The organism is Paenibacillus sp. FSL H7-0442, from assembly GCF_038593105.1.
Lineage (GTDB): Bacteria > Bacillota > Bacilli > Paenibacillales > Paenibacillaceae > Paenibacillus > Paenibacillus polymyxa_D.
The window spans coordinates 4,654,887-4,677,689 of record NZ_CP151963.1 but is presented as its reverse complement, the minus strand read 5'-3'; the positions used below and the strand labels follow the sequence as shown (position 1 = coordinate 4,677,689).

23 protein-coding genes and 2 pseudogenes are annotated in these 22,803 nt (G+C 43.9%); 21 read left to right on the top strand and 4 right to left on the bottom strand.

The window, feature by feature from the left end:
- Positions 1-160: 160 nt before the first annotated feature.
- From MHH57_RS20690 to MHH57_RS20650, 9 genes are all read left to right on the top strand, one after another.
- A complete protein-coding gene (locus MHH57_RS20690; protein ID WP_029518165.1) occupies positions 161-712 on the top strand; it encodes a TetR/AcrR family transcriptional regulator in 552 nt (183 codons plus the stop codon).
- 129 nt (positions 713-841) lie between these two features.
- Positions 842-2,092 (top strand): MFS transporter, encoded by a 1,251-nt coding sequence (locus tag MHH57_RS20685; RefSeq protein WP_274597671.1) that lies wholly within the window; start codon positions 842-844, stop codon positions 2,090-2,092.
- Positions 2,093-2,219: 127 nt separating this feature from the next.
- Positions 2,220-2,531, top strand: a complete 312-nt coding sequence (locus MHH57_RS20680; protein ID WP_013311898.1) for a hypothetical protein — start codon at positions 2,220-2,222, stop codon at positions 2,529-2,531.
- 84 nt (positions 2,532-2,615) lie between these two features.
- On the top strand, positions 2,616-3,287 hold the full coding sequence (locus tag MHH57_RS20675; RefSeq protein WP_013311897.1) for a PspA/IM30 family protein: 672 nt from the start codon (positions 2,616-2,618) through the stop codon (positions 3,285-3,287).
- 7 nt (positions 3,288-3,294) lie between these two features.
- Positions 3,295-3,783 carry a PspC domain-containing protein gene (locus MHH57_RS20670; RefSeq protein WP_165148435.1) on the top strand — a complete coding sequence of 163 codons (489 nt, stop codon included), beginning with the start codon at positions 3,295-3,297 and terminating at the stop codon, positions 3,781-3,783.
- A complete protein-coding gene (locus tag MHH57_RS20665; protein WP_013311895.1) occupies positions 3,783-4,487 on the top strand; it encodes a PspA/IM30 family protein in 705 nt (234 codons plus the stop codon). Before MHH57_RS20670 ends, MHH57_RS20665 begins: the two co-directional genes overlap by 1 nt.
- 149 nt (positions 4,488-4,636) lie before the next feature.
- On the top strand, positions 4,637-5,284 hold the full coding sequence (gene liaF, locus MHH57_RS20660) for a cell wall-active antibiotics response protein LiaF (RefSeq protein WP_165148438.1): 648 nt from the start codon (positions 4,637-4,639) through the stop codon (positions 5,282-5,284).
- Between the two features lie 16 nt (positions 5,285-5,300).
- The gene (locus MHH57_RS20655) at positions 5,301-6,380 is read left to right on the top strand and encodes a sensor histidine kinase (RefSeq protein ID WP_342434466.1); all 1,080 of its coding nucleotides are present in this window, start codon (positions 5,301-5,303) and stop codon (positions 6,378-6,380) included.
- A complete protein-coding gene (locus tag MHH57_RS20650) occupies positions 6,358-7,008 on the top strand; it encodes a response regulator transcription factor (protein ID WP_013372995.1) in 651 nt (216 codons plus the stop codon). Before MHH57_RS20655 ends, MHH57_RS20650 begins: the two co-directional genes overlap by 23 nt.
- 75 nt (positions 7,009-7,083) lie before the next feature.
- Here the strand turns inward: MHH57_RS20650 and MHH57_RS20645 are convergent, their stop codons facing one another.
- On the bottom strand, positions 7,084-7,548 hold the full coding sequence (locus tag MHH57_RS20645) for a hypothetical protein (RefSeq protein WP_340956800.1): 465 nt from the start codon (positions 7,546-7,548) through the stop codon (positions 7,084-7,086).
- Between the two features lie 247 nt (positions 7,549-7,795).
- On the opposite strand from MHH57_RS20645, the gene MHH57_RS20640 reads away from it, so the two are divergent.
- From MHH57_RS20640 to MHH57_RS20630, 3 genes are all read left to right on the top strand, one after another.
- Complete coding sequence (locus MHH57_RS20640) at positions 7,796-8,560, top strand: YwmB family TATA-box binding protein (RefSeq protein ID WP_342434465.1); 765 nt, start codon at positions 7,796-7,798, stop codon at positions 8,558-8,560.
- 187 nt (positions 8,561-8,747) lie between these two features.
- Positions 8,748-10,304: a glucose-6-phosphate dehydrogenase gene (gene zwf / locus MHH57_RS20635; protein ID WP_029518173.1), complete on the top strand. Its 1,557-nt coding sequence runs from the start codon at positions 8,748-8,750 to the stop codon at positions 10,302-10,304.
- A 307-nt stretch (positions 10,305-10,611) separates the two neighbouring features.
- Complete coding sequence (locus MHH57_RS20630; protein WP_029518174.1) at positions 10,612-12,192, top strand: peptide chain release factor 3; 1,581 nt, start codon at positions 10,612-10,614, stop codon at positions 12,190-12,192.
- Between the two features lie 151 nt (positions 12,193-12,343).
- Here the strand turns inward: MHH57_RS20630 and MHH57_RS20625 are convergent, their stop codons facing one another.
- Positions 12,344-12,577: a small acid-soluble spore protein SspI gene (locus MHH57_RS20625; protein ID WP_342434464.1), complete on the bottom strand. Its 234-nt coding sequence runs from the start codon at positions 12,575-12,577 to the stop codon at positions 12,344-12,346.
- Between the two features lie 160 nt (positions 12,578-12,737).
- Between MHH57_RS20625 and MHH57_RS20620 the strand changes: the two are divergent.
- Positions 12,738-13,403 (top strand): annotated as a pseudogene (locus MHH57_RS20620) (TrkA family potassium uptake protein); the annotation flags it as partial.
- A gap of 77 nt (positions 13,404-13,480) precedes the next feature.
- Positions 13,481-14,269 carry an RNA methyltransferase gene (locus tag MHH57_RS20615; protein ID WP_029518175.1) on the top strand — a complete coding sequence of 263 codons (789 nt, stop codon included), beginning with the start codon at positions 13,481-13,483 and terminating at the stop codon, positions 14,267-14,269.
- A 944-nt stretch (positions 14,270-15,213) separates the two neighbouring features.
- Here MHH57_RS20615 and MHH57_RS20610 read toward each other — a convergent pair.
- Positions 15,214-16,155, bottom strand: coding sequence for a zinc-binding dehydrogenase (locus tag MHH57_RS20610; protein WP_342425222.1), 942 nt, complete (start codon positions 16,153-16,155; stop codon positions 15,214-15,216).
- Between the two features lie 121 nt (positions 16,156-16,276).
- Here MHH57_RS20610 and MHH57_RS20605 point away from each other — a divergent pair, with 121 nt between their 5' ends.
- The 7 genes and pseudogenes from MHH57_RS20605 to MHH57_RS20575 all read left to right on the top strand — a co-directional run bounded on the left by MHH57_RS20605 (position 16,277) and on the right by MHH57_RS20575 (position 21,310).
- On the top strand, positions 16,277-17,155 hold the full coding sequence (locus MHH57_RS20605) for a hypothetical protein (RefSeq protein WP_342434463.1): 879 nt from the start codon (positions 16,277-16,279) through the stop codon (positions 17,153-17,155).
- 1,284 nt (positions 17,156-18,439) lie between these two features.
- Positions 18,440-19,481: pseudogene (locus MHH57_RS20600) on the top strand (IS3 family transposase); the annotation flags it as partial.
- Between the two features lie 34 nt (positions 19,482-19,515).
- Positions 19,516-19,896 (top strand): hypothetical protein, encoded by a 381-nt coding sequence (locus MHH57_RS20595; RefSeq protein ID WP_029518179.1) that lies wholly within the window; start codon positions 19,516-19,518, stop codon positions 19,894-19,896.
- A 248-nt stretch (positions 19,897-20,144) separates the two neighbouring features.
- Positions 20,145-20,279: a hypothetical protein gene (locus tag MHH57_RS20590; protein WP_342434462.1), complete on the top strand. Its 135-nt coding sequence runs from the start codon at positions 20,145-20,147 to the stop codon at positions 20,277-20,279.
- Positions 20,276-20,464 (top strand): hypothetical protein, encoded by a 189-nt coding sequence (locus MHH57_RS20585; protein ID WP_342434461.1) that lies wholly within the window; start codon positions 20,276-20,278, stop codon positions 20,462-20,464. Before MHH57_RS20590 ends, MHH57_RS20585 begins: the two co-directional genes overlap by 4 nt.
- Before the next feature lie 50 nt (positions 20,465-20,514).
- Positions 20,515-20,652 (top strand): hypothetical protein, encoded by a 138-nt coding sequence (locus MHH57_RS20580; RefSeq protein WP_340933144.1) that lies wholly within the window; start codon positions 20,515-20,517, stop codon positions 20,650-20,652.
- Between the two features lie 178 nt (positions 20,653-20,830).
- Positions 20,831-21,310 carry a DinB family protein gene (locus MHH57_RS20575; protein WP_069012594.1) on the top strand — a complete coding sequence of 160 codons (480 nt, stop codon included), beginning with the start codon at positions 20,831-20,833 and terminating at the stop codon, positions 21,308-21,310.
- A 172-nt stretch (positions 21,311-21,482) separates the two neighbouring features.
- Here MHH57_RS20575 and MHH57_RS20570 read toward each other — a convergent pair whose 3' ends face one another.
- Entirely contained in the window at positions 21,483-22,796 is a 1,314-nt protein-coding gene (locus MHH57_RS20570) for a hypothetical protein (protein WP_029518181.1), read from the bottom strand.
- Positions 22,797-22,803: the final 7 nt, after the last annotated feature.

The following is a 22,803-nucleotide window of genomic DNA, read 5'->3' as shown; positions in this document are numbered from 1 at the left end:
ATAAAATGCTTAAAGGCATTTTATCATCCTTTTTATTATATATTCATGATTTTGGCAACAAGGTTAACATGGATTTGACCAGCGCTTTGATCTTATCGTAAGATGATGGTACTGAAAAAACTTTTCTAGTTTACCGAGCGCGAAAGAAATGAGGAAGAATATGCAGGAAAGAATTTTGGAGGCTTTTGTAGATGAAGTTCATGAAAATGGATTGAAATTTACGATGGATGATCTTGCGAAAAGACTCGCTATTAGCAAGCGTACGTTGTATGAAAACTTTTCGTCTAAGACGCTTATTTTAGAAACACTTATTGAGCGTACAAATGATGATATGATTCGAAAAACTGAGCAGATTATCCAAAATAATGAGTTATCTTTGTTAGACAAGATTAAGCAGTCGATTAGGGTCATGCCTCTGTATTATAAGTTTTACGATTTAAGGATATTGGACCAGATGAAAAAGTATTATCCTGAACAATGGAAAAGGGTACATGCCGATTTAAATGATTGGTCTCCGATTAGAACATTAATTCAGGAAGGCATCCGAGAAGGAATTATTGTGAACAAAAATGAGGCTCTGATCATGAAGCTTATTATTGAATCTGTAAATTTAACGCTTGATCAGCGTTTCTTTCTGGATAACAGTGTGACGGTAGAGGAAGCTACTTATTCTATTGTAGATATTTTGTTGTTCGGTTTGGTCGAGAATTAAAAAATAGCCTCAACAATATGCTGCATATTTGAAGAGGCCACTTTTTTATATGAAAACTAAGAAAACATTTTTAGTTTCAATTGTTTTTTGAAAAGGGATAATGAAGTTTACCTGATATCGAATAAAGAGATACGGAAAAGGAAGGGTGGAAATATGTCTATACTCACAAGAAATCGAGGAGCAATGCTGTTATTGATGCTTAACATTTTTTTGGCGTTCATGGGGATTGGCTTAGTTGTCCCTGTATTACCTAAATTTATAAGTGAGCTAGGGATGAATGGTTCTTCGATGGGACTGATGGTTGCAGCTTTTGCGTTGACTCAGCTTTTATTATCACCATTGTCAGGAAAGTTGTCTGATCGTTATGGACGTAAAAAATTGATTGTTTCTGGGATGTTCATCTTCATGTTATCAGAGCTTGTTTTTGGACTGGCTCATTCCATTCCTACCCTGTTCATAGCACGAATCATGGGTGGAGCAGGGGCAGCGTTGCTGACTCCTTCTATAATGGCCTATGTCGCTGACGTGACCTCGTTCGAAGAAAGAGGCAAGGGAATGGGCATGATCAATGCGGCGATCAACACAGGCTTCATAATCGGGCCAGGGATTGGCGGATTGCTTGCCACATATGGAATACGCATTCCCTTCTTTGCGGCAGCTGGAGCTGCGGGAATAGCAGCTATCTTGTCTCTGTTAGTGCTGCCTGAGTCTTTAAGCAAGGAAAAGCAACAATATAATAGAGAGCTTCCACGTCAAAAAGAAAATCTTTTGCAGCAATTTGCCAAGTCATATCAATCTCCATATTTCATGGGTTTACTCATTGTATTTGTCGTTGCTTTTGGGTTAGCGAACTTCGAAACCGTATTTGGACTGTTTGTTGACCATAAATATGGTTTCACACCGATGGATATTGCCATCATCATAACGACAGGCTCCATTTTGGGAGCAGTTGTCCAAGCGACTATATTTGGATGGATCATTAATCGTTTTGGAGAGAAAAAAGTAATTCACCTCTGTTTGGCCATTGGGGGCCTGTTCATTTTTCTAACCTTATTTGCTGAACAGTACGTGATGATTATGCTGACGACCTTCATCATTTTTCTGGCTATGGATATCCTTCGCCCGGCAGTAAGTACTTCTCTATCGCGGCAGGCCGGAGATGAGCAAGGCTTTGTGGCAGGCATGAACTCATCCTATACCAGCTTGGGTAATGTGATTGGACCATTAATTGCAGGACTGTTGTTCGATGTTCATATTAATCTGCCTTATATGGTTGCAGCTATAGCGTTACTGGCTTGTCTCGTCCTTTCACTACGTTCCAAGCAAGCGGGTGAGCAACATTCGATAGCCCGTGCAGCAGAACAGCATAGAGGAGGATAGCCGCAGGTCTATACTCATCCCCGACTTAGGTCTAGGTTCAAAAACCGTCTGGGGTCCGTTTTGTCAAACGCTTGTTCAGCGTACAATAAGGACATAAGCAAGACACAGTGAAAGGCGGTGAGAGATGATGAGAGTTAACAAAGGGAATGGGTTAGCCATTGTACTGATCGTGTTGGGTTCGATTATGCTGCTCGGTAAGTTTACTCCGTTTTTCGGTCACTTTTTAGGACATCTGATTGGTTACTTAATTCCGATAGCTATGGTTATGCTAGGCTACTACGGTGTGAAAAAAGGAAATGCGCTCTTCGGCTGGATCGTACTTGTACTTGGGGTACTGATTTTGCTCGGCAAACTGTCCTGGCTTCTGGGACCACTACTGGCAATCGGGTTGATTATATTTGGTGTTTCCCTGCTGAGTGACCGCAGAAGACGTTACTGATTTTAGCAGTTTAGCGAATGAAGAAATATTGCAGTAACGAAGTTTTAATTATGGGGATACGAATTGTGAAAGGAGCAGATGCAAATGAGTGTTTTTCGAAGAATGCGCGATATTACGGTAGCGACCTTCAATGAGCATTTGGAACAAAGCCAAGACCCAGTGCAACTGATTGACCAGTTCTTGTATAATACCCGCCAGGAAATTGCCGAAGCGGAAAAACTCCATCAACAGTATGCGATGCATACAAGACAGATGAAGCAGCAGTTGGATCATGCATTGTCCATGCAGACCAAACGGGAGGAACAGGCGCTACTGGCTTTGAAAGCTGATGAAGAACATATTGCGAAGCTGGCCCTACAGGAGAAAATGCTATATGCAGAAAAAGAAGAGCAGTATAGAGAATTGTGGGAGCAGAGCCGTGAATCACTACGTGAGCTAGAACAACAGCTAGATACGTTAAAGACAGAATATCAAACGGTACACAGCAAGCGTCAGTATTATGCGGCACGTGTACAGACGTTGAGACTCCAGCAGCAAATGAACGAACGGGCTGGTACATACGGTGGACGAAATGTTCCCCGAATGTTCAACCGCTTGGAAGACCGGGTAGCCGATATGGAAGCAGAAACGATGAGTCTGCGTGATTTACGTCGGGGTGAGGGCGACCATGCACAGGATGCCCAAGGCGGTGGATCGCTGCTCGAACAAGAGTGGGCGAGACTGAAAAGCAAGCTGAACAACAGCGGGAAGGAGTAATTTGATAATGACCCGAATTTACAGATCAAGCCGGGATAGAGTAATAACAGGTGTATGTGGCGGTCTTTCTGACGCAACAGGAATGGACTCAACATGGATTCGTATTCTGGTTGTGATCAGTTTCTTTATTACAGCAGGAACCACATTTATGATTTATGTGATTGCGGCACTGGTTATCTCCAAGGAGCCGAGATCTCCTTTCGATGGAGGATTTGGCCCTGACAGCGGGCCCTACCATCAACAGGATCCACGCTATTATGGCAGTCACAATACAAGATCGCAGTATGGGCAGGGAACTGGTTACAACCAGGGCGGTGCATATGGCAATTCGAACCCGTTTTTTGGTCAAGATGCCCGCAACTCATCCAAATTTAACACAGGTCAGAACAATGACTTGGATTCCATGATGGAAGATATTGAGAAAAAGGCAATGAAAAAAGAATTGGCAGAGTTACGCAAAAAAGTAGAGCAATTTGAGAAGGGAGATCGTAAATAATGGGGATCTTTAAAAGAATGAAGGATATGACAAGAGCATCGGTGAATGAAGTGTTGGATAAAGTGGAAGATCCGATTATTATGTTGAATCAATATCTGCGCGATATGGAGGCGGAAATTCACGAGGCTGAGGTAACGGTTGCCAAGCAAATGGCGAATGAACGACGTATGAAACAGCGTTTAGAGGAAGCGGTACGTGTATCCAATGAGCGTGAGAAGCAAGCCGAATCCGCATTGCGAAATGGTCAGGAAGAAGTAGCGCGCAAGCTGTTGGGAGAGAAGATTTATTTTGTGCAAAAGCAGGACGAATACCGCGACTTGCATACACAAGCTGAGCTTCAAGCAAAAGAATTAGTACAACAGCTTCACGACATGAAAGATGAGTTCTATAAAATGCGCAACAAGCGCAATGAGTTAGTATCCCGTGCTCAAATGGCGAAAGCCAAAAAGCAAATGTCTCAAATCAATAGTTTGCATACGATTGAAAGTGGGTCTGCTTCATTGGGCTTCCACCGTATGGAAGAAAAAATTATGCAAATGGAAGCTGAAGCTGACGTACTGCGTGCTCCTTACCGTCAAGCTCCAGGAGAAGCATATGTTAATCCGGCTGAGGCTGAAAAACAGTTTAAAGTGGATGAGCAGCTTCAACAGCTTAAGTCCAAAATTCAGACAGGTGTTAAACCAGTCGATATGAAGAAGGACTGACTACTCGGAAACAAGACATTATGATATGCTGTATGGAATGGACATTGGTCGATGATCGTGCCTAATCTGTATGGTTCAGGAAAGCCATATGGCGGAATGTTGCGCCACTATGGCTTTTCCGTCCTGTATAAACAAAAAGGGGGTGCAGCATGGAGAGAAGAAAATCAGCCTTGGCACTGGCAGGGATTGGCATCGGGATTATCATTTTATTCGGTCAGTGGATTGGGTTCCTCTCCGTGGTTGCACTGATTCTAATGTTGGCCGGAATATATAAGATCCGCAATTCCAAAATCAAAAAGGGTTACACGATGCTCGCGATTGGTGCTGGATTGCTAGTGCTGGATCATTTGTTCCTGTTTGTGGTAGTTACACTAGCATCATTAGCTATATTCTATTCACGTTCAAGGAAGCTGCATAAAGGTCAAAGCTCCATATTCAAGCACAATTTTATATCGAATCATAAATGGGATGAAGTGCCGTGGAGCCTGCGTAGCACAAGCATATGGCATGTGGTTGGCGATGTGGATGCCGATCTGACGTTGGCTCTACCAGAGGAACGTGAGTCCGTCATATTTTTACAAGGGATCTTCGGTGACATTGATATCACGCTACCGGATAATTACGGTGTAGAGGTGGAGATGTTCGTCCTGTTCGGACAGATTCAGTTTGACCGGGATCATGAGGCGGGGATGCTCAATCGACTGGTTTGGAAGTCTCCCCATTTTGAGCAGAGTGAATATAAAGTGAAGTTTGTCGTTTCGTACTTGGCGGGCGATGTCCGCGTCCGATTTTATTGAATCAGGAGGAGCCGGGATGAATCATAAAAAAACGTCCAACATGGTAACCCGCAGTATGGGTCAAGGTATCCTCCTGTGTGTTGTTGTAGGCGTAGTTGTCTTTTATATGCTGTATACATATGGATATGTGAAGTCGTTTCCAACCTGGGGAATGATATTGAAAGTTGCAGGAGCCGTTATACTGGTGTTGATTGGTACAGGGGCAATGTACGGATTTTATGAGAGCTACCGCTTTAAAAGCAGACTGGAAATGTTGAGAGAGACGTTGCTGATGTGGGAAAAGGGAACCCCTGCACGTGAGTTGCCGCCCCTAGGGCATGATGAACTTGGTAGACTGGGAGAGCAGCTGGAACGGATTGGACGTAAATGGCAGGAACAAGTTACGTCTTTACAACGCTTATCCACGGATAATGCTCAGTTGGCGGAACAGGCACGGGTGACTGCGATTGTGGAGGAGCGGCAGCGGCTGGCCAGAGAGTTGCATGATGCCGTATCACAGCAATTATTTGCTATTTCAATGACCGCGACGGCTGTGGGGAGGACGCTGGATAAGGATTTTGATAAAGCACAGCGTCAAGTTGCGCTAATTGAAGAAATGTCTTCTGTGGCACAATCTGAAATGCGGGCGTTACTACTTCATCTACGGCCTGTCTATCTGGAAGGGAAAAGGCTTGAGCAGGGGTTGCGTGATTTGGTACAAGAGTTGCAGGCAAAGGTACCGATGGAGATTGATTTTGAGATTGAAAGCGGAGTACAGTTGGTTAAAGGCATTGAGAACCACTTGTTTCGTATTGTGCAGGAAGCGATGTCTAATACGTTGCGCCATGCCAAAGCAACCCGCATGGAAATTCGTATCGTGCAACGCCCAGATTCCATCAGGCTGACGATTCGGGATAACGGTATTGGTTTTGAGCTGGATGAGAAAAAGCAGACTTCATATGGATTATCCACGATGCAGGAGCGGGTCAGTGAAATTGGGGGAGCGATTCAGTATATAACGGCTCCAGGAAAAGGGACACGGATTGAGGTGTCCGTGCCAGTTATTAATGATGAAAGCGGAAGGAACGATGATCATGGAAACGGAATTACCGATTAGCGTACTGCTGGTAGACGACCATGAAATGGTACGAATTGGTCTTGCGGCGGTGCTGGGGACGGAAGAAGGTATTGAAGTGGTCGGCGAGGCCGGAAGCGGAGAAGAAGGCATACGGTTGGCTTCCGAATACAAGCCAAATGTGATTTTGATGGATCTGGTCATGGATGGCATGGATGGCATCGAAACGACACGCCAAGTAACTCGTCTGCTTCCAGAGACAAAGGTGATTGTGCTGACGAGTTATTTAGACGATGAGAAAATGTATCCGGTCATTGAGGCAGGGGCATTCAGCTATTTGCTTAAAACGTCTCGCGCTTCTGAAATAGCGGATGCGATCCGTGCAGCTGCACGTGGACAGTCCGTACTAGAGTCACAGGTGGCCTCCAAGATGATGAATCGATTCCGCCAGCCACAGGCTGAAGCGCCCGCCCATACGGAGCTGACTGATCGTGAGATGGAGGTACTTCGCCTGTTGGCACAAGGGAAGTCTAATCAGGATATCGCAGACGAGCTGATTATCGGGATTAAGACGGTAAAATTCCATGTCACGAACCTTCTCGCTAAATTAGGAGTGGAAGACCGTACACAGGCGGCGATCTATGCCTATAAGAACGGATTAGCAGAGTAGAATGTAGAATAAACGAATACAAAGAACCGGAGACGATAATAGTTCTCCGGTTTTTTGTGTTCTATAACAAGGTGTTTAGATCAGGAGGAATAAAAAGGCGATTAAAGCCAGATCTAGTGCAAGCCCTGCACCGTATCCATATCCGCCGTACCCACCGCGATAGCCTGCTTTGCCATTTCCATAACTACTATAGCCATTTCCAGCAAATCCGCCTGCGTCATAAGGAAAGGATGGACTCAGAGGTGCATTGGGCGGCTTAATTAAGGCATTTAGTTTGGCAGAGGTGCGAACTTTGTTTTTAGGATTCCTTTTTTTCTTTTTAGAGGAAATCTTTTTAGGGGTTTGTTTTCCTTTGTTACTGTAGCTCCCGGCATAGAGACTGCCAGGAAAGGAGGGTGGATATCCGTTCAACATCAGCTTGCCTTTGCTACACCCACTTAAGATGCCGATGTGTCGTGTACCATCACGCATAACGGCACAGACCAGACGTCCACCATGAGGTGCCACACTGGCTTCATTTACAGGATAAATCGGAAACATGATTTCACCTCTTTTGGTGTAAGATGCATTGTGATCATAGTCTATTCTTACGGTGCCTACGATGTATGGTCGAACACCCAGTAGGCAGATGAATATTTTAGAAGGGCTTTGCCGTATTGCTGTGTGTATAAAACCTCTGACAACGGGAATGCTATTAATAGATTCATAGATTTCAAACCAGCCGAAAAAGAAAGTATTCAGAGCGTAGTTGTGGGAATCGGATGGTTGTGGAGCGGGAGGAACGATAATGCTAAAAGCAGAGTTGATTAGAAAAGGGATTATTACGATTTTGGTAATAGGAACGGTGCTGGTACTGGCTGGCTGGCGTTACGGAACCCTTCAGACAAACCGATATGATTCCCGCGAGGCAGAAACGGCTTTACGCTCATTGTTAACCATCTCGGACCAGGCCCCGGGTACGCTGGATAAGCTGGTTGTGAAGTGGCAAGGCGATTGGATTTCTAACCATGAAGAGCCGGCAGATGTAGCGGCACAGATAGCTGATCAGCTGAATATACCCACAGTAAACAAACTCGTGGAAAATGGACACACGGTTTATCGTTCTGTTCGTAATAGTGAGGATCTAAAAATCCGCTTAAATGTAATGGAACGTCAAACTGGGCAATGGTATGTAGTCGTTCAACTGGAGAGCAACGATGCAGGACGTGAGCAGTTGATTCAGCTTCATAAACTCTGTGCTGAGCAATTAAAGTCTATGGGGATTCAAGCGCAGTGGAACACGGCCCTTCAGCGTTCGCTGCATACAAAGGAATCCAAAGATCAACTGTTGAAACTGACAGAAGCGAGCTTAACAGGGAACATCTCCATGCAGGCCAAAGAAAGATATACGGATGCGACTACTGTGGCTATATCCTATGAAGCTCCAGAGCTGCCGTTAATGATTCAAAGCGGTGAGCATCAGGTCCAGATGCAGATGGCTGTACATGAAGATAAGGAGCAACAGGATACACGTATAACGCTCGGTTTTCCGCTCATCACGATTGAATACTGACTTATAAGGTAAATTGATGATTCATCGGATAGCTTATCCATGGAGGATATGCTAAAATATCATCAAATCTTTAGTTCCATGTTTTTCGAAAATCAAGTATGATCTTGTATAAATATACACAATACTACATGCGGATTTCGGGGATTGTGGATTGCGGAATCTTGACATGGGAAGAATGAGGTACTACATGGCTGACATACCTGCTAAAGAATCTGTTGTGACGCAAGGCGCAGTTCTGTTTATTTTTGGCGCTACGGGCGATTTGGCTCGTCGCAAGCTTTTTCCTGCTATTTACAGCTTGTACCGCGAAGGCAAGCTTGCTGAGGATTTTGCCGTTATTGGCGTAGCAAGGCGTCCTCGCACAGAGGAAGAATTCCGTAATGACCTGTACGCTTCCATACAGGAGTTTAGTCGCTACAAAGCAGAAAATGATCAAGATTGGCAGGCATTTGCCGAGCATTTTGAATATAAATCGCTTGATATCAACAATGTCGAAGGGTTCCATGAGTTGAGACAGCAGACGGAGTCTATAGAAAGCAAGTTTAACATACCGGGAAATCGGTTGTTTTATTTGGCCTTGGCTCCTGAATTATTCGGAAGCGTGTCTAAGAGTTTGAAAGATGGCGGCATGATGGATGGCAAAGGGTGGAATCGTCTTGTCATTGAGAAGCCATTCGGTTATAACCTCGAATCTGCACAAGAATTGAACGTTGAAATACGAGAAGTATTTGCCGAAGAAGAAATTTATCGGATTGATCACTATCTTGGCAAGGAAATGGTACAAAATATTGAGGTGATCCGCTTCGCGAACGCCTTCTTTGAACCACTGTGGAATAATAAGCATATTGCCAATGTGCAAATTACGCTTAGTGAAACGGTAGGGGTGGAGGAACGCGGAGGTTACTACGATCATTCCGGCGCCTTGCGGGATATGGGACAGAACCATATGCTGCAAATGCTAACGATGATTGCGATGGAGCCACCTAGTCGTTTGTTGCCTGAGGATATCCGTGATGAAAAGGTGAAAGTGCTGCGTTCGCTGCGCCCTTTTGAAACGTCTGACGATGTGAAAACCAATGTGGTGCGTGGTCAATACATCGAAGGCAGTTATCGCGGTCAGCAGTTGCCGGGATATCGCCAAGAAGACAAGGTTGATCCACAGTCAAACACAGAGACTTATTTTGCTTCACGCGTGTTTGTTGATAATTTCCGTTGGGCTGGCGTACCGTTCTATATTCGTACGGGCAAACGTCTCCCTGTAAAAACAACGGAGATTGTTGTGGAATTTAAGAGCATGCCAACGAACGTGTACCTCGGTCAAAAGCATAAGCTGGAACCGAACTTGCTCGTCATTCGGGTCAATCCAATGGAGGGCATTTACATTAAAATTAATGCCAAGAAACCTGGCTCGGAATCAGATATTGAGCCATTGGCTATGGATTTTTGCCAAAGCTGTATGGTGGGTATCAACTCACCGGAGGCTTATGAACGGTTGCTGATGGATGCCATTGAGGGTGATTCGACGTACTTCACGCGTTGGGATGAGGTTGCCACGGCATGGGGATTCGTCGATCGAATCGCCAAAGCATGGCAGCAGACCCCGGATACGCTGGAAACCTATGCTGCAGGCTCATGGGGACCGGAAGGTGCACACAAGCTATTGGAGCAGGATGGCTTCAAGTGGTGGCCGGTTAGCGGTCAGGATGAAGATAATGTCATCTGGCGAGTAGGCGGCGTTCAGTAATCCCGTTTTGTCCTGCATCCCCCTATGTCCTGTTTAGGACGTAAGGGGATGCTTTGCGTTCGGAGTGTGCTATAATAGCTTAGTCTCAGGTTTTCAGTTTGCAACTGATTATAAGTTAAAGGCAGGCTAAAACATGTAAATAGATCGTATTTATAATGAATATGGTAACGGGGTACGCCGAATAATGGGGCTAACGGCAATGAGCCGATAGAGCCGATGATTTTATGAAAACAGGCGTGCATCATGGCCTTTTTATGAATAGCTTGAGCAGGAATGCAATGGATTTGATCATGAAGGGATATGTGAAATGAGTAAAACAACAGATATACTTCAACAGGAAGTCGACAAACGGCGTACGTTTGCGATTATTTCTCACCCGGATGCGGGTAAAACGACACTGACGGAAAAGCTGCTGCTGTTCGGGGGCGCGATTCGTCTTGCTGGTTCAGTTAAAGCGCGTAAAGCAAGCAAACATGCCACGAGTGACTGGATGGAGATTGAAAAACAGCGGGGGATCTCTGTAACATCCTCAGTGATGCAATTTGATTATAATGGTCACCGCATCAACATTCTGGACACGCCAGGTCATCAGGATTTCAGTGAAGACACGTATCGTACATTAACAGCAGCAGATAGCGCAGTCATGCTGATTGACGTAGCGAAAGGTGTGGAAGCGCAAACGATTAAGCTGTTTCAAGTTTGTGCGAAGCGTGGAATTCCGATTTTTACCTTCATTAACAAACTGGATCGTGAGGGACGCAGTCCTTTTGATTTGATGGAGGAGTTGGAGCAGGTACTTGGCATCCGTTCGGTGCCTATGAATTGGCCGATTGGTACAGGACGCGAGCTGTGCGGTGTCTATGACCGTGTCAAAAATCAGGTCGAGCTGTTTCAGGGAGATGACCATTCCACGATTAAAGTACAAAAAGTGGAAGATTACAATGATCCGATCATTCGTGAGATGGCGGGCGAATATTTGCATGACCAATTATGCCAAGACTTGGAGTTGCTTGATGTCGCGGGTGACCCTTTTGACATGGAGAAAGTACAGCGCGGAGAATTAACACCGGTATTCTTCGGCAGTGCGATTAATAATTTTGGTGTACAAACATTTTTGGAAAACTTCCTTCAGCTTGCTCCTAAACCGGAGCCACGCCGTAGTACAGCTGGGGAAATTGAGCCAACAAACGAAAAGTTTACCGGCTATGTATTTAAAATTCAAGCGAACATGAACCCGGCTCACCGTGACCGTATTGCATTTTTGCGTATTGTGTCTGGTAAGTTTCAACGCGGGATGAGTGTTAAGCATGTACGTATGGGCAAGGAGATTAAGCTGTCTCAGCCACAGCAGTTCCTGGCACAGGACCGTGATATTGTCGAGGAGGCATTTCCTGGCGATATTATTGGATTGTTTGACCCGGGTATTTTCCGTATTGGTGATTCACTCAGCCAAGGTAGCGAGGTTGTGTTTGATGAATTGCCGACCTTCTCGCCTGAGATTTTTGCCAAGGTAACGGTGAAAAATGCCTTGAAGCACAAACAGTATCTGAAGGGTATTGACCAGTTGACCGAGGAAGGTATGATTCAGGTTTTCCGTACGGTAAGCTTTGACGATACGCTATTAGGTGTTGTCGGCCAACTGCAATTTGAAGTATTTGAGTACCGCATGAAGGGTGAGTATGGAGTTGATGTACAGCTTCAGCGTATGCCATTCCAATTTGCACGTTGGATTGTGGATGAGCAGATTGACCCGAGCAAGTTCCGTATTAACTCTACGCTGGTAAAGGATAAGAAGGGCAATTATGTCGCCTTGTTCGAAAACGAGTATGCCATGCGTACGGCTATGGAGAAAAACCCGACAGCTAAGTTTCTAGAAATGGCTCCGTAAGATTGAATAAGCAGAACAGTTTGATCTCAGTCATTTAGTGTATACAACGAATAGTCCACTCGATGTGAATGCGAGTGGACTATTCTCATTTTCGAATACGGGTAAAATAATGAGCACAATTAAATTGGAACGAAAAGTTAAATAGCTAGAGCTAGGTTAAGGGCATGGGTTTGATTTTATCGATTTGTTCATGTGCCAAATGGACGAAATCGTGCTGTTGGTTTGGGCTCATATGCTTCCAAGCGATTTCAAGAATGACACCCAATCCAGGCAGAGCGGCTTCAGGTCCGTCCACTGACCCAATAATCATATCCGTAAGATCAGCTTCTGATTTGCCGTGTACTTTGTGAACAATTGCTTGTCGTAAATCCATTGTAATGGGCATGTGTACCTCCCGTATGTTGTAGTAGTGATCGAATGTATTATGGCTTGGGCTGTTGTCCAGTATACATGGAGAAGCATTTGGCATAAGTATGTCAAAATTTATGTTTGTAGCATGATATGCTATACTATGACGGACAGTATGGTGATCGGGAGGTAAAGAAGGAATGGCAAAAAAACAGTATGCGGTCATTGGCATGGGACGTTTTGGTTCCAGTGTTGCCAGTGCGCTGAGTGAGATGGGTTTTGATGTGCTGGCTATTGACTCGGACGAGCAGCGTACACAGGAAATGTCGAATATAGTGACGCATGCGGTGTCTGCCGACTCGACGGATGAGGAAGCGCTGCGAGCGCTGGGTATCCGTAATTTTGACGTAATCGTAGTTGCGATTGGCGAAGATATACAGGCCAGTATTCTGACGACATTGATTCTCAAGGACATGGGCGTACCAGCTCTTGTGGTCAAGGCACAAAATGAGCTGCATGGAAAAGTGTTGCAAAAGATAGGTGCAGATAAAGTCGTTTATCCTGAACGGGATATGGGGTTACGGGTAGCCCATCATTTGACATCCCCCAACATTTTGGATTATATCGAGCTGTCCAAGGACTACAGTATTTTGGAGATGAGAGCCGCCGATTCCATGATTGGAAAAAACCTGAAAGAGTTAGACATACGTGCACGCTTCGGCTGCAATGTGATGGCGATTCGCAGAAATCAGGAAATGAACATTTCACCTTATGCCGAGGATCGTCTGGAGCCGGGTGATGTACTGGTCATTGTGGGCCACAAGGATGACCTGACCAAGCTGGAGCTGGCATTTGCAGCCTAATGAGGGCTTGTGTTCAAGTGCAAGTGATACATCATTTATTTTTATTGAAACGGACAAAGAAACGGAAGGTTAAACGAATGGAAATCATTTCACCGAATAATGCGCGTGTAAAAGAGTGGGCGCAACTGCTGGAGAAAAAGCATCGCACACGGCAGCATAAATATATTGTCGAGGGTATTCATCTGGTGCAGGAAGCGCTGCGTTCGGACGCGGCTGTCGAAACCGTCGCCTATGATTTGGACAAGGGCATTCCCGCCGAGCTGAATGGCCTGGATCCAGCCGACCAGCCGGTGGAATGGGTTCCCGTGTCAGCGGCGGTCATTGCAAAATGCACCGATACGAAGACGCCGCAGTCTGTTTTTGCCATCGTGCGTAAGGAGGAGCGCAGCGCATTCCCGGCATTGCTGGAGCAGCCGGATGCACTGGTAATGGTGCTGGACGGGGTGCAGGACCCCGGCAATGTAGGCACCATCATCCGCAGCGCGGACGCTGCTGGAGCCGCAGGCGTAATATTGGGTCATGGCTGCGCCGACCTGTACAATCCCAAAACGATCCGCTCCACGATGGGATCGTTGTTTCACCTGCCGGTGATTGAAGGCAGTCTGGAGGAGCTTTTGCCGCAGGCCAAAAGTAAAGGTGCCCGCTTGCTCAGCACCTCGTTGGATGCGAGCTTGTCATGCTATGCCATAGATTTACGTGTTTCCACTTGGCTTGTGATTGGGAATGAAGGCCAAGGTATTTCTGATGCTACTGCGCGCATGGTGGATGAGTCGATATTCATTCCGATGCAGGGGCAAGCGGAATCACTGAACGCGGCGATGGCTTCTACGGTGCTGTTATTTGAGGCCATGAGACAACGAAACTAAGAGAGTGAACATGGGGCTGTGGTTTATAACATCAATTGAGACTAATATATTATTAAATGAGACTGTTTATACCATCTAAATGAGACAGTCAATGTCCCCGAAAACCCAATAAAACCGGGAATTAAGGCTAACCAAATACAAAATTATCTGTTAATGATTAATCTAAGTTTTCTTATTTTATGGTGAAAAAGGACAGAAAATTTTTTATAACAAGAAGTAAGACAAACATTATCTAAAGGGAAAATAACCTCTTCTCGGCTACAATAAAATTTTGTTATATATATTCTTACCTACAGGACAATTTAATATCTAACCTAAACAGTCCCGATGAAAAGCTTTCTATTTCGGGGCTGTTTTTACGTTATAGATGGTAGGTGAAATGATAACCCGTTTTTGGGAAATTGCTATTCCCATTCAAATCTCTTTCTGCTTTTTGGAGGATTACATCCGTCGATACTCAGGAAAAGTTTGTCTTTAGCTTTCGAGGATATTTAGATAATTAGCAAACCTGTTTTTAGATTGTATTGTTAAGCTGAGGCAAACGGTACCCATCATTTATCTCATTTGTTGATTAATTCTGAGAAATATTAAATTGATATTGTCCGAAGAAAATAAAGTGTTAGACTGAAAAATAAAGTACTAGACTCGGAAAATAAAGTTTTAGACTTAGAAAATAAAGTATTAGACTGGTGAGCATTTCATTAAGCCAACTGGCAGAATAGTGAGAGAAAATGAACATTCTTAAAGCGGTGCCACTGAGGGCAGAGGAATAACTGTGTTGATATTAAAGCTGGATGGATTACTATACGAAATATAAAGGTCAAATAGCCGGGTTCATTGAAAGGCAGCGGTACTCCCACTCAAACGAGTAAGGGTGTACTACTGCCCTTTCTTTTTCAGATTCGTTTTTAGATTCCTGGGATTATAGTTGCAAACTTATATAATCAATCTAAGTGAAGCACGGCTTTGCCCGAGAATTTCCGTTCCATAAGATTACGGGCAACGGTGTCAATTTCGGTCCAAGGCGCCTCCACTTGGATTCGTGGGATTAACCGCTCATCTGTGACCAGCCGGGCCAGCAAACTCAGATCGTCCGCGGCTGATTGACGAGTGAGTTCCTCACCTAAAAAGAAGCTGTACAAGGTTCTTCCTCCGCTGGTCACCATATTCTTCATATCGATCATTACGGTATTTGAAGAGGAAAATCCTACCGCAACGCAAATCCCTTGGGGCGCTAGCTGCGGCAGCAACGCCGCCAGTGCATTGCCGCCTACTGAATCGATGATCAGATCGTACGGCCCAAATTTGCTGGCTGATGAAATTGCGGAATATCCAATGATCACTTCGTCGGATCCGACCTCCCGAACAAGCTCAGCCTTCTCTTCCGTGCTTGCCGTACCTACAACGTATGCGCCGGATTGGACTGCAAGCTGATGGGCGAATAACCCAACTCCGCCGCTAGAGCCTGTAATGAAAATCCGTTTGCCAAGCAGCATGCCGCCTTTTCGAAGTGCATAAAGAGCCGTGAGCCCTGCTACGGGGAGGGTAGCCGCCTCCGTAAAAGTGAGTTTGTCTGGGATTTCGGCCAACAACGATACGGGAGCAGCCACTTGCTCGCTCCAGGCTCCCATCGGGAGCAAACCAACAACCCTGGCCCCTTTTTGCGGTCCTGCGCCGTTCTCTGCCGGCTCGATGACAATCCCGGCGAAATCCCAGCCAGGACGGCTAGAAATTTCCTGATTTTTAGCGTCACTCACTTCACCGCGGTTGAGTGAGACGGCCTTCACTTGCACAAGCGCTTCCCATGGCTTAGGCTGCGGGGCGTCAACTTCCTTGAAGGCCAAAAGAGACGGGGCATGCGGATCAACAACAATAGTACGAATCATATCGGTTTTCCTCCATGTTGGTTATGGTCATTAGATGACCTTCATTTCAATGAGGAGTATACTTTAAATAAAGGTTCGGCCCAAGTGCAGAACTACACTTCATAAGAGAAGGGAAGAGAAGATGGATATAGATACGGAGAATTCCAGACATAGAATCGTAATGGGAGAAATTGAAGCCCTGCGGATAAAACGCCAGCAAAAGCTTGTCGATCAACCTCAACCGTCCTTGAAACGATTTACTCAACAAGAGCTAAACGACGAGGCTTTTCCTTCGTATAAAAATTTGCTGGTTGGACGTACCCGCCGCATACCGACCCGCCAGACGATAATAAATATTGCAGAATATCTTGAGTGTACATCCAACGAGCGTAACGATTTGCTTTTGGCAGCCGGTTTTCTTCCAATTCAGACCGAATTGTATGGACGGTCGTTGGAGCGTGCATTAGAGTGGGCTCAGCAAACGATGAGGAGTATTCCTTTTCCCGCCATGGTCGTAACACATACTCAGGACATCAAGGGATTAAATGAGCCGTTTCATCAATTGTTCGAAATCCCTCTCGACCGTTCATATGACGGTTTAATGAATAGGGTCGATTTACATTTTAATTCTGGTTTTCCTATCCGGTCCCGCTCCACGTTTGACAAGGCGTCGTTTAAGCAGTGGGAGGAGCACATCATAAACGGAATACAATCCTTTAAGAGTGAGCACATGCTCTCGCGTTATGATGCGTGGTATCAAAAATTGCTGGATAGAGTTCAGAAATATAACGCGTGCGAATATCTGAGTGTGCCGGATGTAGGGGGAAATGTTGATCAAATACAAACAATTCTAGCCAGAATGGAAAGCTCCGGAGACCTTATTCCCGTACGCTACAGACAGGTTTCGATTTCCGCAGGCGGCCGCTTATATCCGCAAATTGAGGTTTTCCTGCCAGTAGATTCTGCTGCGCGCACAGTTTTCGAGAACCTGGGATGTCCAGCTGATTGTGCATTTGTCTAATCCGACACTTACAAGAGGATGGAATCGAAAAGTTATTGGTAGCTGATAATTCAGAATAGGTGGTTGTTAGTTGAATGACAACAGCGGCAGTCTAAGGCTTTATTTATCAAGTCTTGGTCTGCCGCTGCTTTATATTAATTGTTCAGTCGAAAACCTATTTTTCAAAAGCTGACGATTCTTCAGTTCAAAAACCTCGCTAAATCAACAACTCTAGTCTAATACTTTATTTTCACCGAACAGATATCATATGTCTATTTCGTTTGCTATATGGCTATGCTGGTTATAAAATAAAAAGGGAGGAGATTAAGATTAATTATAAAGATATATATAATTTACATATTCAGCTTCTTAATGTATATGAGAGGAACCAAAAGGATCGCCATCCTTATATGGATTCATACTTTGATTTATCTCTTGTTTCACGAGTAAACCCTAACTAAAATAATGAATTAACAGCTTCATTATCTAGAATAATGTTCGAATATGGGGACTGTTATAGAAATTCACAACAAAAATTACCGCTAGCAGCAGGCAAAATTGCTGCCTAAGAGCCTGTTTCAGTAAGCACTCACCATAGTTTAGACCTGCGGGAGAAGTTTCTCGTATGCAAAAAGATTGGATCGGATCCACAACGATCTAGAAGGGTGATAGATCAATTCATCGCTTATAAATGGGCGAAAGATTTGGCTCTTCAACAACACACTGCGAGTGCGAAAAAAAGTACTCTAATTTAGAGTGGGATTTGACAGCCAAGGAAACAGTTTGTTTCTGTTCCACTATTTGATGTACCTGTTTGTGCTGTTTTCCCAATTCCTGGATATTGGAGATCGAAAAGCATTTGATTTCCTTGTTGCCACTTTTTCAAACTTGGATATATTCTAGCTCTTCTCCCATCTGATTTATAGATAGGGGCTATTTGGCGTTTTTACGTATCCCGAAACTCAAGGAAAACTCGTTTATTAGTGCAATTCTTGGGAGAAGAAATGTTTAAAAAGAAATTGATACTGAAAAGAATGAATAAATGTTTAATTTCCTGGTAAGGATTATAATAAATCTATCATTTTTATGAGTTTTTTTACTCTGTTTTATCCTTAGGTAGTTATAAACATGGAGATTTAATATTCGGCATTGGCGTGCTTTTTTAGGGGGGCTAATGAAGAAGGAAGAAATAATCAGCTATCTATTAGATGATTTTTCTCAAGGGTGGATCGGCTACACTTAGTTGGGCAATAAAAATGAGGGCTTGTAGAATAAACCTATTATCTTAAGGAGCGGATTTCTACAATGCCAAAACAACAACGACGTACCTTTACAGCAGAGTTCAAGAAGCAAATGGTGCTATTATATGAGAACGGAAAGTCCAGAGCGGATCTGGTGGAGGAATATGACCTCACCGCCTCGGCTTTGGATCGCTGGATTAAACAAGGCCAAACGACAGGCTCTTTCTCAGAGAAGGACAATCGCTCGCCAGAAGAGAATGAGCTAATCACTTTACGCAAAGAAGTTCAACGCCTCAAAATGGAAAATGATATTTTAAAGCAAGCCGCGCTGATCATGGGACGAAAGTAGCTATCATTCAGAATAATCGGGATAAATACTCGGTATCAGCATTGTGTGACGTCCTGCAAATCGCAAGAAGTACGTTTTACTATGAAGCCAACGAAGAGTCGCCAGAAGACGAAGTGACCACAGCCATTGTGGACATTTTTCACAAAAATCGAAAAGCGTATGGCACCCGAAAGATTAAAGTTAAGCTTCACGAGCGAGGGCTCGTGGTTTCCAGACGTCGAATCGGTCGGATCATGAAAGAGCAGGGACTGGTTTCGACATACACTGTGGCACAATATAAGCCCATAAAGCCGCTTGTAATGAAGCGGCTATAGCCCATACACTGAACTGCAAGTTCAACCAAACGGAAAGCAAACGCGTGGTGGTCAGTGATCTAACCTATATGAAAGTCCAGAACGAGTGGCACTATATTTGTGTGCTTATCGATCTGTTCAATCGAGAAATGATCGGTCATAGTGCTGGCCCTAATAAGGATGCAGCACTGATTTCTCGCGCCTTTGCGACCGTGAAAGGCGATCTGCATCAGATTCAGTGGTTTCATACCGACCGTGGCAGCGAGTTCAAAAATCAAAAGATGGATGAGCTTTTAGAGACGTTTGAAATCGGTCGATCGCTGAGTGCGAAAGGGTGTCCGTATGACAACGCCGTGGCCGAAGCCACCTATAAGATCATGAAAACGGAGTTCGTGAACCAGATGAACTTTCAAAATCTTCGTCATTTGGAGTTGGAATTATACGATTATGTTCATTGGTTCAACCAGCAGCATCGAACTGATAGAAGATCCATTTTCATTGAGCGATAAATTTACATTTAACAATCTGATTACCTATTTAGAAAAACAAAAAGTATATAATAAAGATGTAATTGATAATTTGAAGAAAGTTAAAAATCTTAGGAATAAAGTTACGCATGGAACTCTCCCATTAATAACAGAATGGGATCCAGATGATCCAAGAAGTAGAGAGGAGAAATTGAATCTGCTAAGAGGAGTAAGTGAAATCCCAGAAGCAAACAAGATTAGTTTGAGAAGTGGTTCTGTGTATTTTGATTGTAGGGAATACGATCTGTCATTAAGATCACTCGATCCTGCAAGCAAGATTGCAGTTATTCAACTAGTATATATTCGAGAAATTTTGATGAGTATATTCAGTGATGAAATGCCCATCGTATAACATAATATTCACGCGGCGGGCATGCCCCTGGGCCCGGCAGAGGGGTTTTATGGGAGTGGGAGCTGCCAGACACCCAGCATACGCTGGGTCGTAAATACAGAAATGTTATCTGAAATACCAGCAACACCAAACAACATAGGAAGCAGATGTTAGTTCCCTTCAGACTTTAGTGTATAATAAAGAACAAAGAAGTGCAGGAGGTATGCATAGTAAGCATTGAAGAGAAACTTATTCAAGACTTTTTGGCATTGCCTGATGACAAGAAAATTGAAGTGATTGATTTCGTTGAATTCCTAAAGAATCGTAGCAATAAGCAAATGGAGTCGATCATGGACGATATTGTGAATGAAAATATTGAGGCACTTAGGGAGTTAGCTAAATGAAGAGTCTTAGTCTGGGACAAATTCTTGAATTCCATACTAAGATTATTAAGGCAACTATTGGCTCCGATGGAGTTAGAGATCTTGGACTAATTGAAAGTGCTCTAAAGAAAGCAGAAGCAGCTTTCGATGGACAGGAACTTTACGAAGGAAGTATAAAGGAAATATCTGTCATTACATTTGCTTAATAAAGAATCATGGATTTATTGATGGGAATAAACGAATAGGGGTAGCAACAATGCTGCTTTTACTACGTTTAAATGAGATTTCTGTAAAGTACGAGCAAGAAGAATTAGTTGAATTGGGATTGAAGACTGCAGAAGGTAAATTCACAGAAGAGAACATACAAAAATGGATAGAAGAGCATCAAGTGTAGAAGTGGCTTGGTGTTCTTCTTTTGTAAGAACGACTGAAGGTAATTCAAAGTAGGCTGTTACATCTAACATAATATTCATGCTGCGGACTTTCGTCCTGGGTCCGGCATTCGCTGAGTCGTGAATATAGGAACGTTATCCGAAAGAACCCTAAATCGATTAAGAGATGAGGAGCATTTGATGACCTATAAATCAATTTTAATAGATCAATTAACTGCATGTTATAACGATAAGAGTTGGTTCATTCCTCTTGCGGATATACTGGATGATCTAACAGCAACGGAAGCAGTTACTGAGAATGACAATAAACAAACCATATGGTCCATAGTGAATCATCTTATTTATTGGAATGAAACATGGCTTGAGCGTTTTAAGGCAGGAGAATTTATATTAAATAATGCTATTAACAATGATGAGACATTTTCTTTGACTCAAGATCAATTGAATGATTTAGGCTGGAAGGAAACATTAAATAGACTTGAGAATGTATTTAGCAATTGGAGAGTTATTTTAGAAGAAACAGATGAATCAAAGCTCACAAAACAACTTCCAGAATATTTTAATGCTCCTTGGTGGGGAGTTGTTTCTAATTTAAGTATTCATAATGCATATCATATCGGACAAATCATGTTGTTAAAGAAACAAATTCGAGTTAAATAATGTTTTTAGGTTGTTCCCAGATGAGGGGGCAGCATATGCAGAGCTGGTCGTCCGGCCAGGAAGTGATTTGGCTTGGTAAATCAAGCTCAAAAAAAAGGCACGTTTTCAGTTTTGAAAATGTGCCTTTTTTGCCATTAATTTAAAGTCGAAATGGCAAACGTAACAATGAGTGTCATCTGCTTAATTTGCGCCCTTCTTTGTCAAGAAACAACAGTTCGTAGTATTTTTTGGGTCGCCCTTTACTGTTGTCTCGTTTTTCAAATACCGTTTGTACGTATTTACTTTCTTCAATTTTGTTAAGGATACGGTTTGCACCTCTGACGGTCATGGACAGGCACCCAGCAACATCCTCAGAGGATAATTTATTTGTTCTCATAATTTCTGCATAAGACATGATTTTTTGCAAGTTGATGTTGTTTATTCCGATAGTTTTGGCTAACGCGATGATTTCCGGGTCCCCCTGTTCAGAGAACTGTATGACATTCATGCTCCGCATTGGGCCGATAACCTTCTGATCCTCGTTTATAAAAAAGCTGCAGCTGCCCGTAAAGGCTTCCGCCTGTCTGTGAGCTTTGGTGGCGTTAATGTTAGCTTGAAAATATTCATGTCCCGAGCCCCACCCGATCTTCACCTTGTCGCTTATGCGCTCTTCCAGATACTCCAGTAGGGTGCAGTTATGCGCGTTAGTGGTGATTTTCATGAAATTTCCGTAGGTGGTGTATAGTCTGACAAAGCCTTCCGAAATTTGGGCCGTGTCTGCCAGATTCACGCTGCGCAGAAACCTGCCGACAAGGACCTTTAGCTCATGAAGCTGCTCTTCAGATAGCGGATCCGCCGTTCTGGTCGATAAGCATGCGACAACTGCCCTCTGACTCTTAAGCTTGAGGATAGTAATCTCGTTGATGATCTCTCTTATGGTCTCTTTAACGTTTTCCAAAGTGGGCCGGATTAAGATATATCTGACTCCGTGCTTTTTGAGTTCTGGAACAAAGTGGCCGAACGCGGTGATGGACAAGTCTATTTTCTTGTCTTCCCATAGAGTGATATGGTTCTCCAGCATTGTCTCCACCCGTTCGAGCAGATCACCGCTGTCAATGGGCTTTCCCTCATGAGTCAGGTATTGCTGGAATTCGCTGAAAGACTTGATTATATACGCATAATCCACATAGATCCGGGATATATCAAGCCCAGGTTCTGTAACCAGCAGCCGGAAAAGTTCCCTGTAAAGCAGGTTTTCATCATCCTGCAAAATGTGAACAGGTACTTTTTCATCCAGGCATTCCTTATCGATTGACTCGTAAAGCATCCTGCCACTGATCACAAATCCATCCACCGAATCTAAGTTTTTGAGATAGATGTCTGTTGTTTCCCGGAAGTTACTGATTGTAAGAAACCTGAACTGACATAAGGGCCGCATTTCTTCTTCAATGGCGCGGAAATAGTCCATATGGGTCTCAGGCGTGATAATACCCAGCTTGATTTTCATGATAGAT

Excerpts from the sequence above, each read along its gene's own strand:
- MHH57_RS20690 (WP_029518165.1), top strand. The coding sequence starts at position 161 with ATGCAGGAAAGAATTTTGGAGGCTTTTGTAGATGAAGTTCATGAAAAT.
- MHH57_RS20680 (WP_013311898.1), top strand. The coding sequence starts at position 2,220 with ATGAGAGTTAACAAAGGGAATGGGTTAGCCATTGTACTGATCGTGTTG.
- MHH57_RS20675 (WP_013311897.1), top strand. The coding sequence starts at position 2,616 with ATGAGTGTTTTTCGAAGAATGCGCGATATTACGGTAGCGACCTTCAAT.
- MHH57_RS20670 (WP_165148435.1), top strand. The coding sequence starts at position 3,295 with ATGACCCGAATTTACAGATCAAGCCGGGATAGAGTAATAACAGGTGTA.
- MHH57_RS20665 (WP_013311895.1), top strand. The coding sequence starts at position 3,783 with ATGGGGATCTTTAAAAGAATGAAGGATATGACAAGAGCATCGGTGAAT.
- liaF (WP_165148438.1), top strand. The coding sequence starts at position 4,637 with ATGGAGAGAAGAAAATCAGCCTTGGCACTGGCAGGGATTGGCATCGGG.
- MHH57_RS20655 (WP_342434466.1), top strand. The coding sequence starts at position 5,301 with ATGAATCATAAAAAAACGTCCAACATGGTAACCCGCAGTATGGGTCAA.
- MHH57_RS20650 (WP_013372995.1), top strand. The coding sequence starts at position 6,358 with ATGGAAACGGAATTACCGATTAGCGTACTGCTGGTAGACGACCATGAA.
- MHH57_RS20645 (WP_340956800.1), bottom strand. The coding sequence starts at position 7,548 with ATGTTTCCGATTTATCCTGTAAATGAAGCCAGTGTGGCACCTCATGGT.
- MHH57_RS20640 (WP_342434465.1), top strand. The coding sequence starts at position 7,796 with ATGCTAAAAGCAGAGTTGATTAGAAAAGGGATTATTACGATTTTGGTA.
- zwf (WP_029518173.1), top strand. The coding sequence starts at position 8,748 with ATGGCTGACATACCTGCTAAAGAATCTGTTGTGACGCAAGGCGCAGTT.
- MHH57_RS20630 (WP_029518174.1), top strand. The coding sequence starts at position 10,612 with ATGAGTAAAACAACAGATATACTTCAACAGGAAGTCGACAAACGGCGT.
- MHH57_RS20625 (WP_342434464.1), bottom strand. The coding sequence starts at position 12,577 with ATGCCCATTACAATGGATTTACGACAAGCAATTGTTCACAAAGTACAC.
- MHH57_RS20615 (WP_029518175.1), top strand. The coding sequence starts at position 13,481 with ATGGAAATCATTTCACCGAATAATGCGCGTGTAAAAGAGTGGGCGCAA.
- MHH57_RS20610 (WP_342425222.1), bottom strand. The coding sequence starts at position 16,155 with ATGATTCGTACTATTGTTGTTGATCCGCATGCCCCGTCTCTTTTGGCC.
- MHH57_RS20605 (WP_342434463.1), top strand. The coding sequence starts at position 16,277 with ATGGATATAGATACGGAGAATTCCAGACATAGAATCGTAATGGGAGAA.
- MHH57_RS20585 (WP_342434461.1), top strand. The coding sequence starts at position 20,276 with ATGAAGAGTCTTAGTCTGGGACAAATTCTTGAATTCCATACTAAGATT.
- MHH57_RS20580 (WP_340933144.1), top strand. The coding sequence starts at position 20,515 with ATGCTGCTTTTACTACGTTTAAATGAGATTTCTGTAAAGTACGAGCAA.
- MHH57_RS20575 (WP_069012594.1), top strand. The coding sequence starts at position 20,831 with ATGACCTATAAATCAATTTTAATAGATCAATTAACTGCATGTTATAAC.
- MHH57_RS20570 (WP_029518181.1), bottom strand. The coding sequence starts at position 22,796 with ATGAAAATCAAGCTGGGTATTATCACGCCTGAGACCCATATGGACTAT.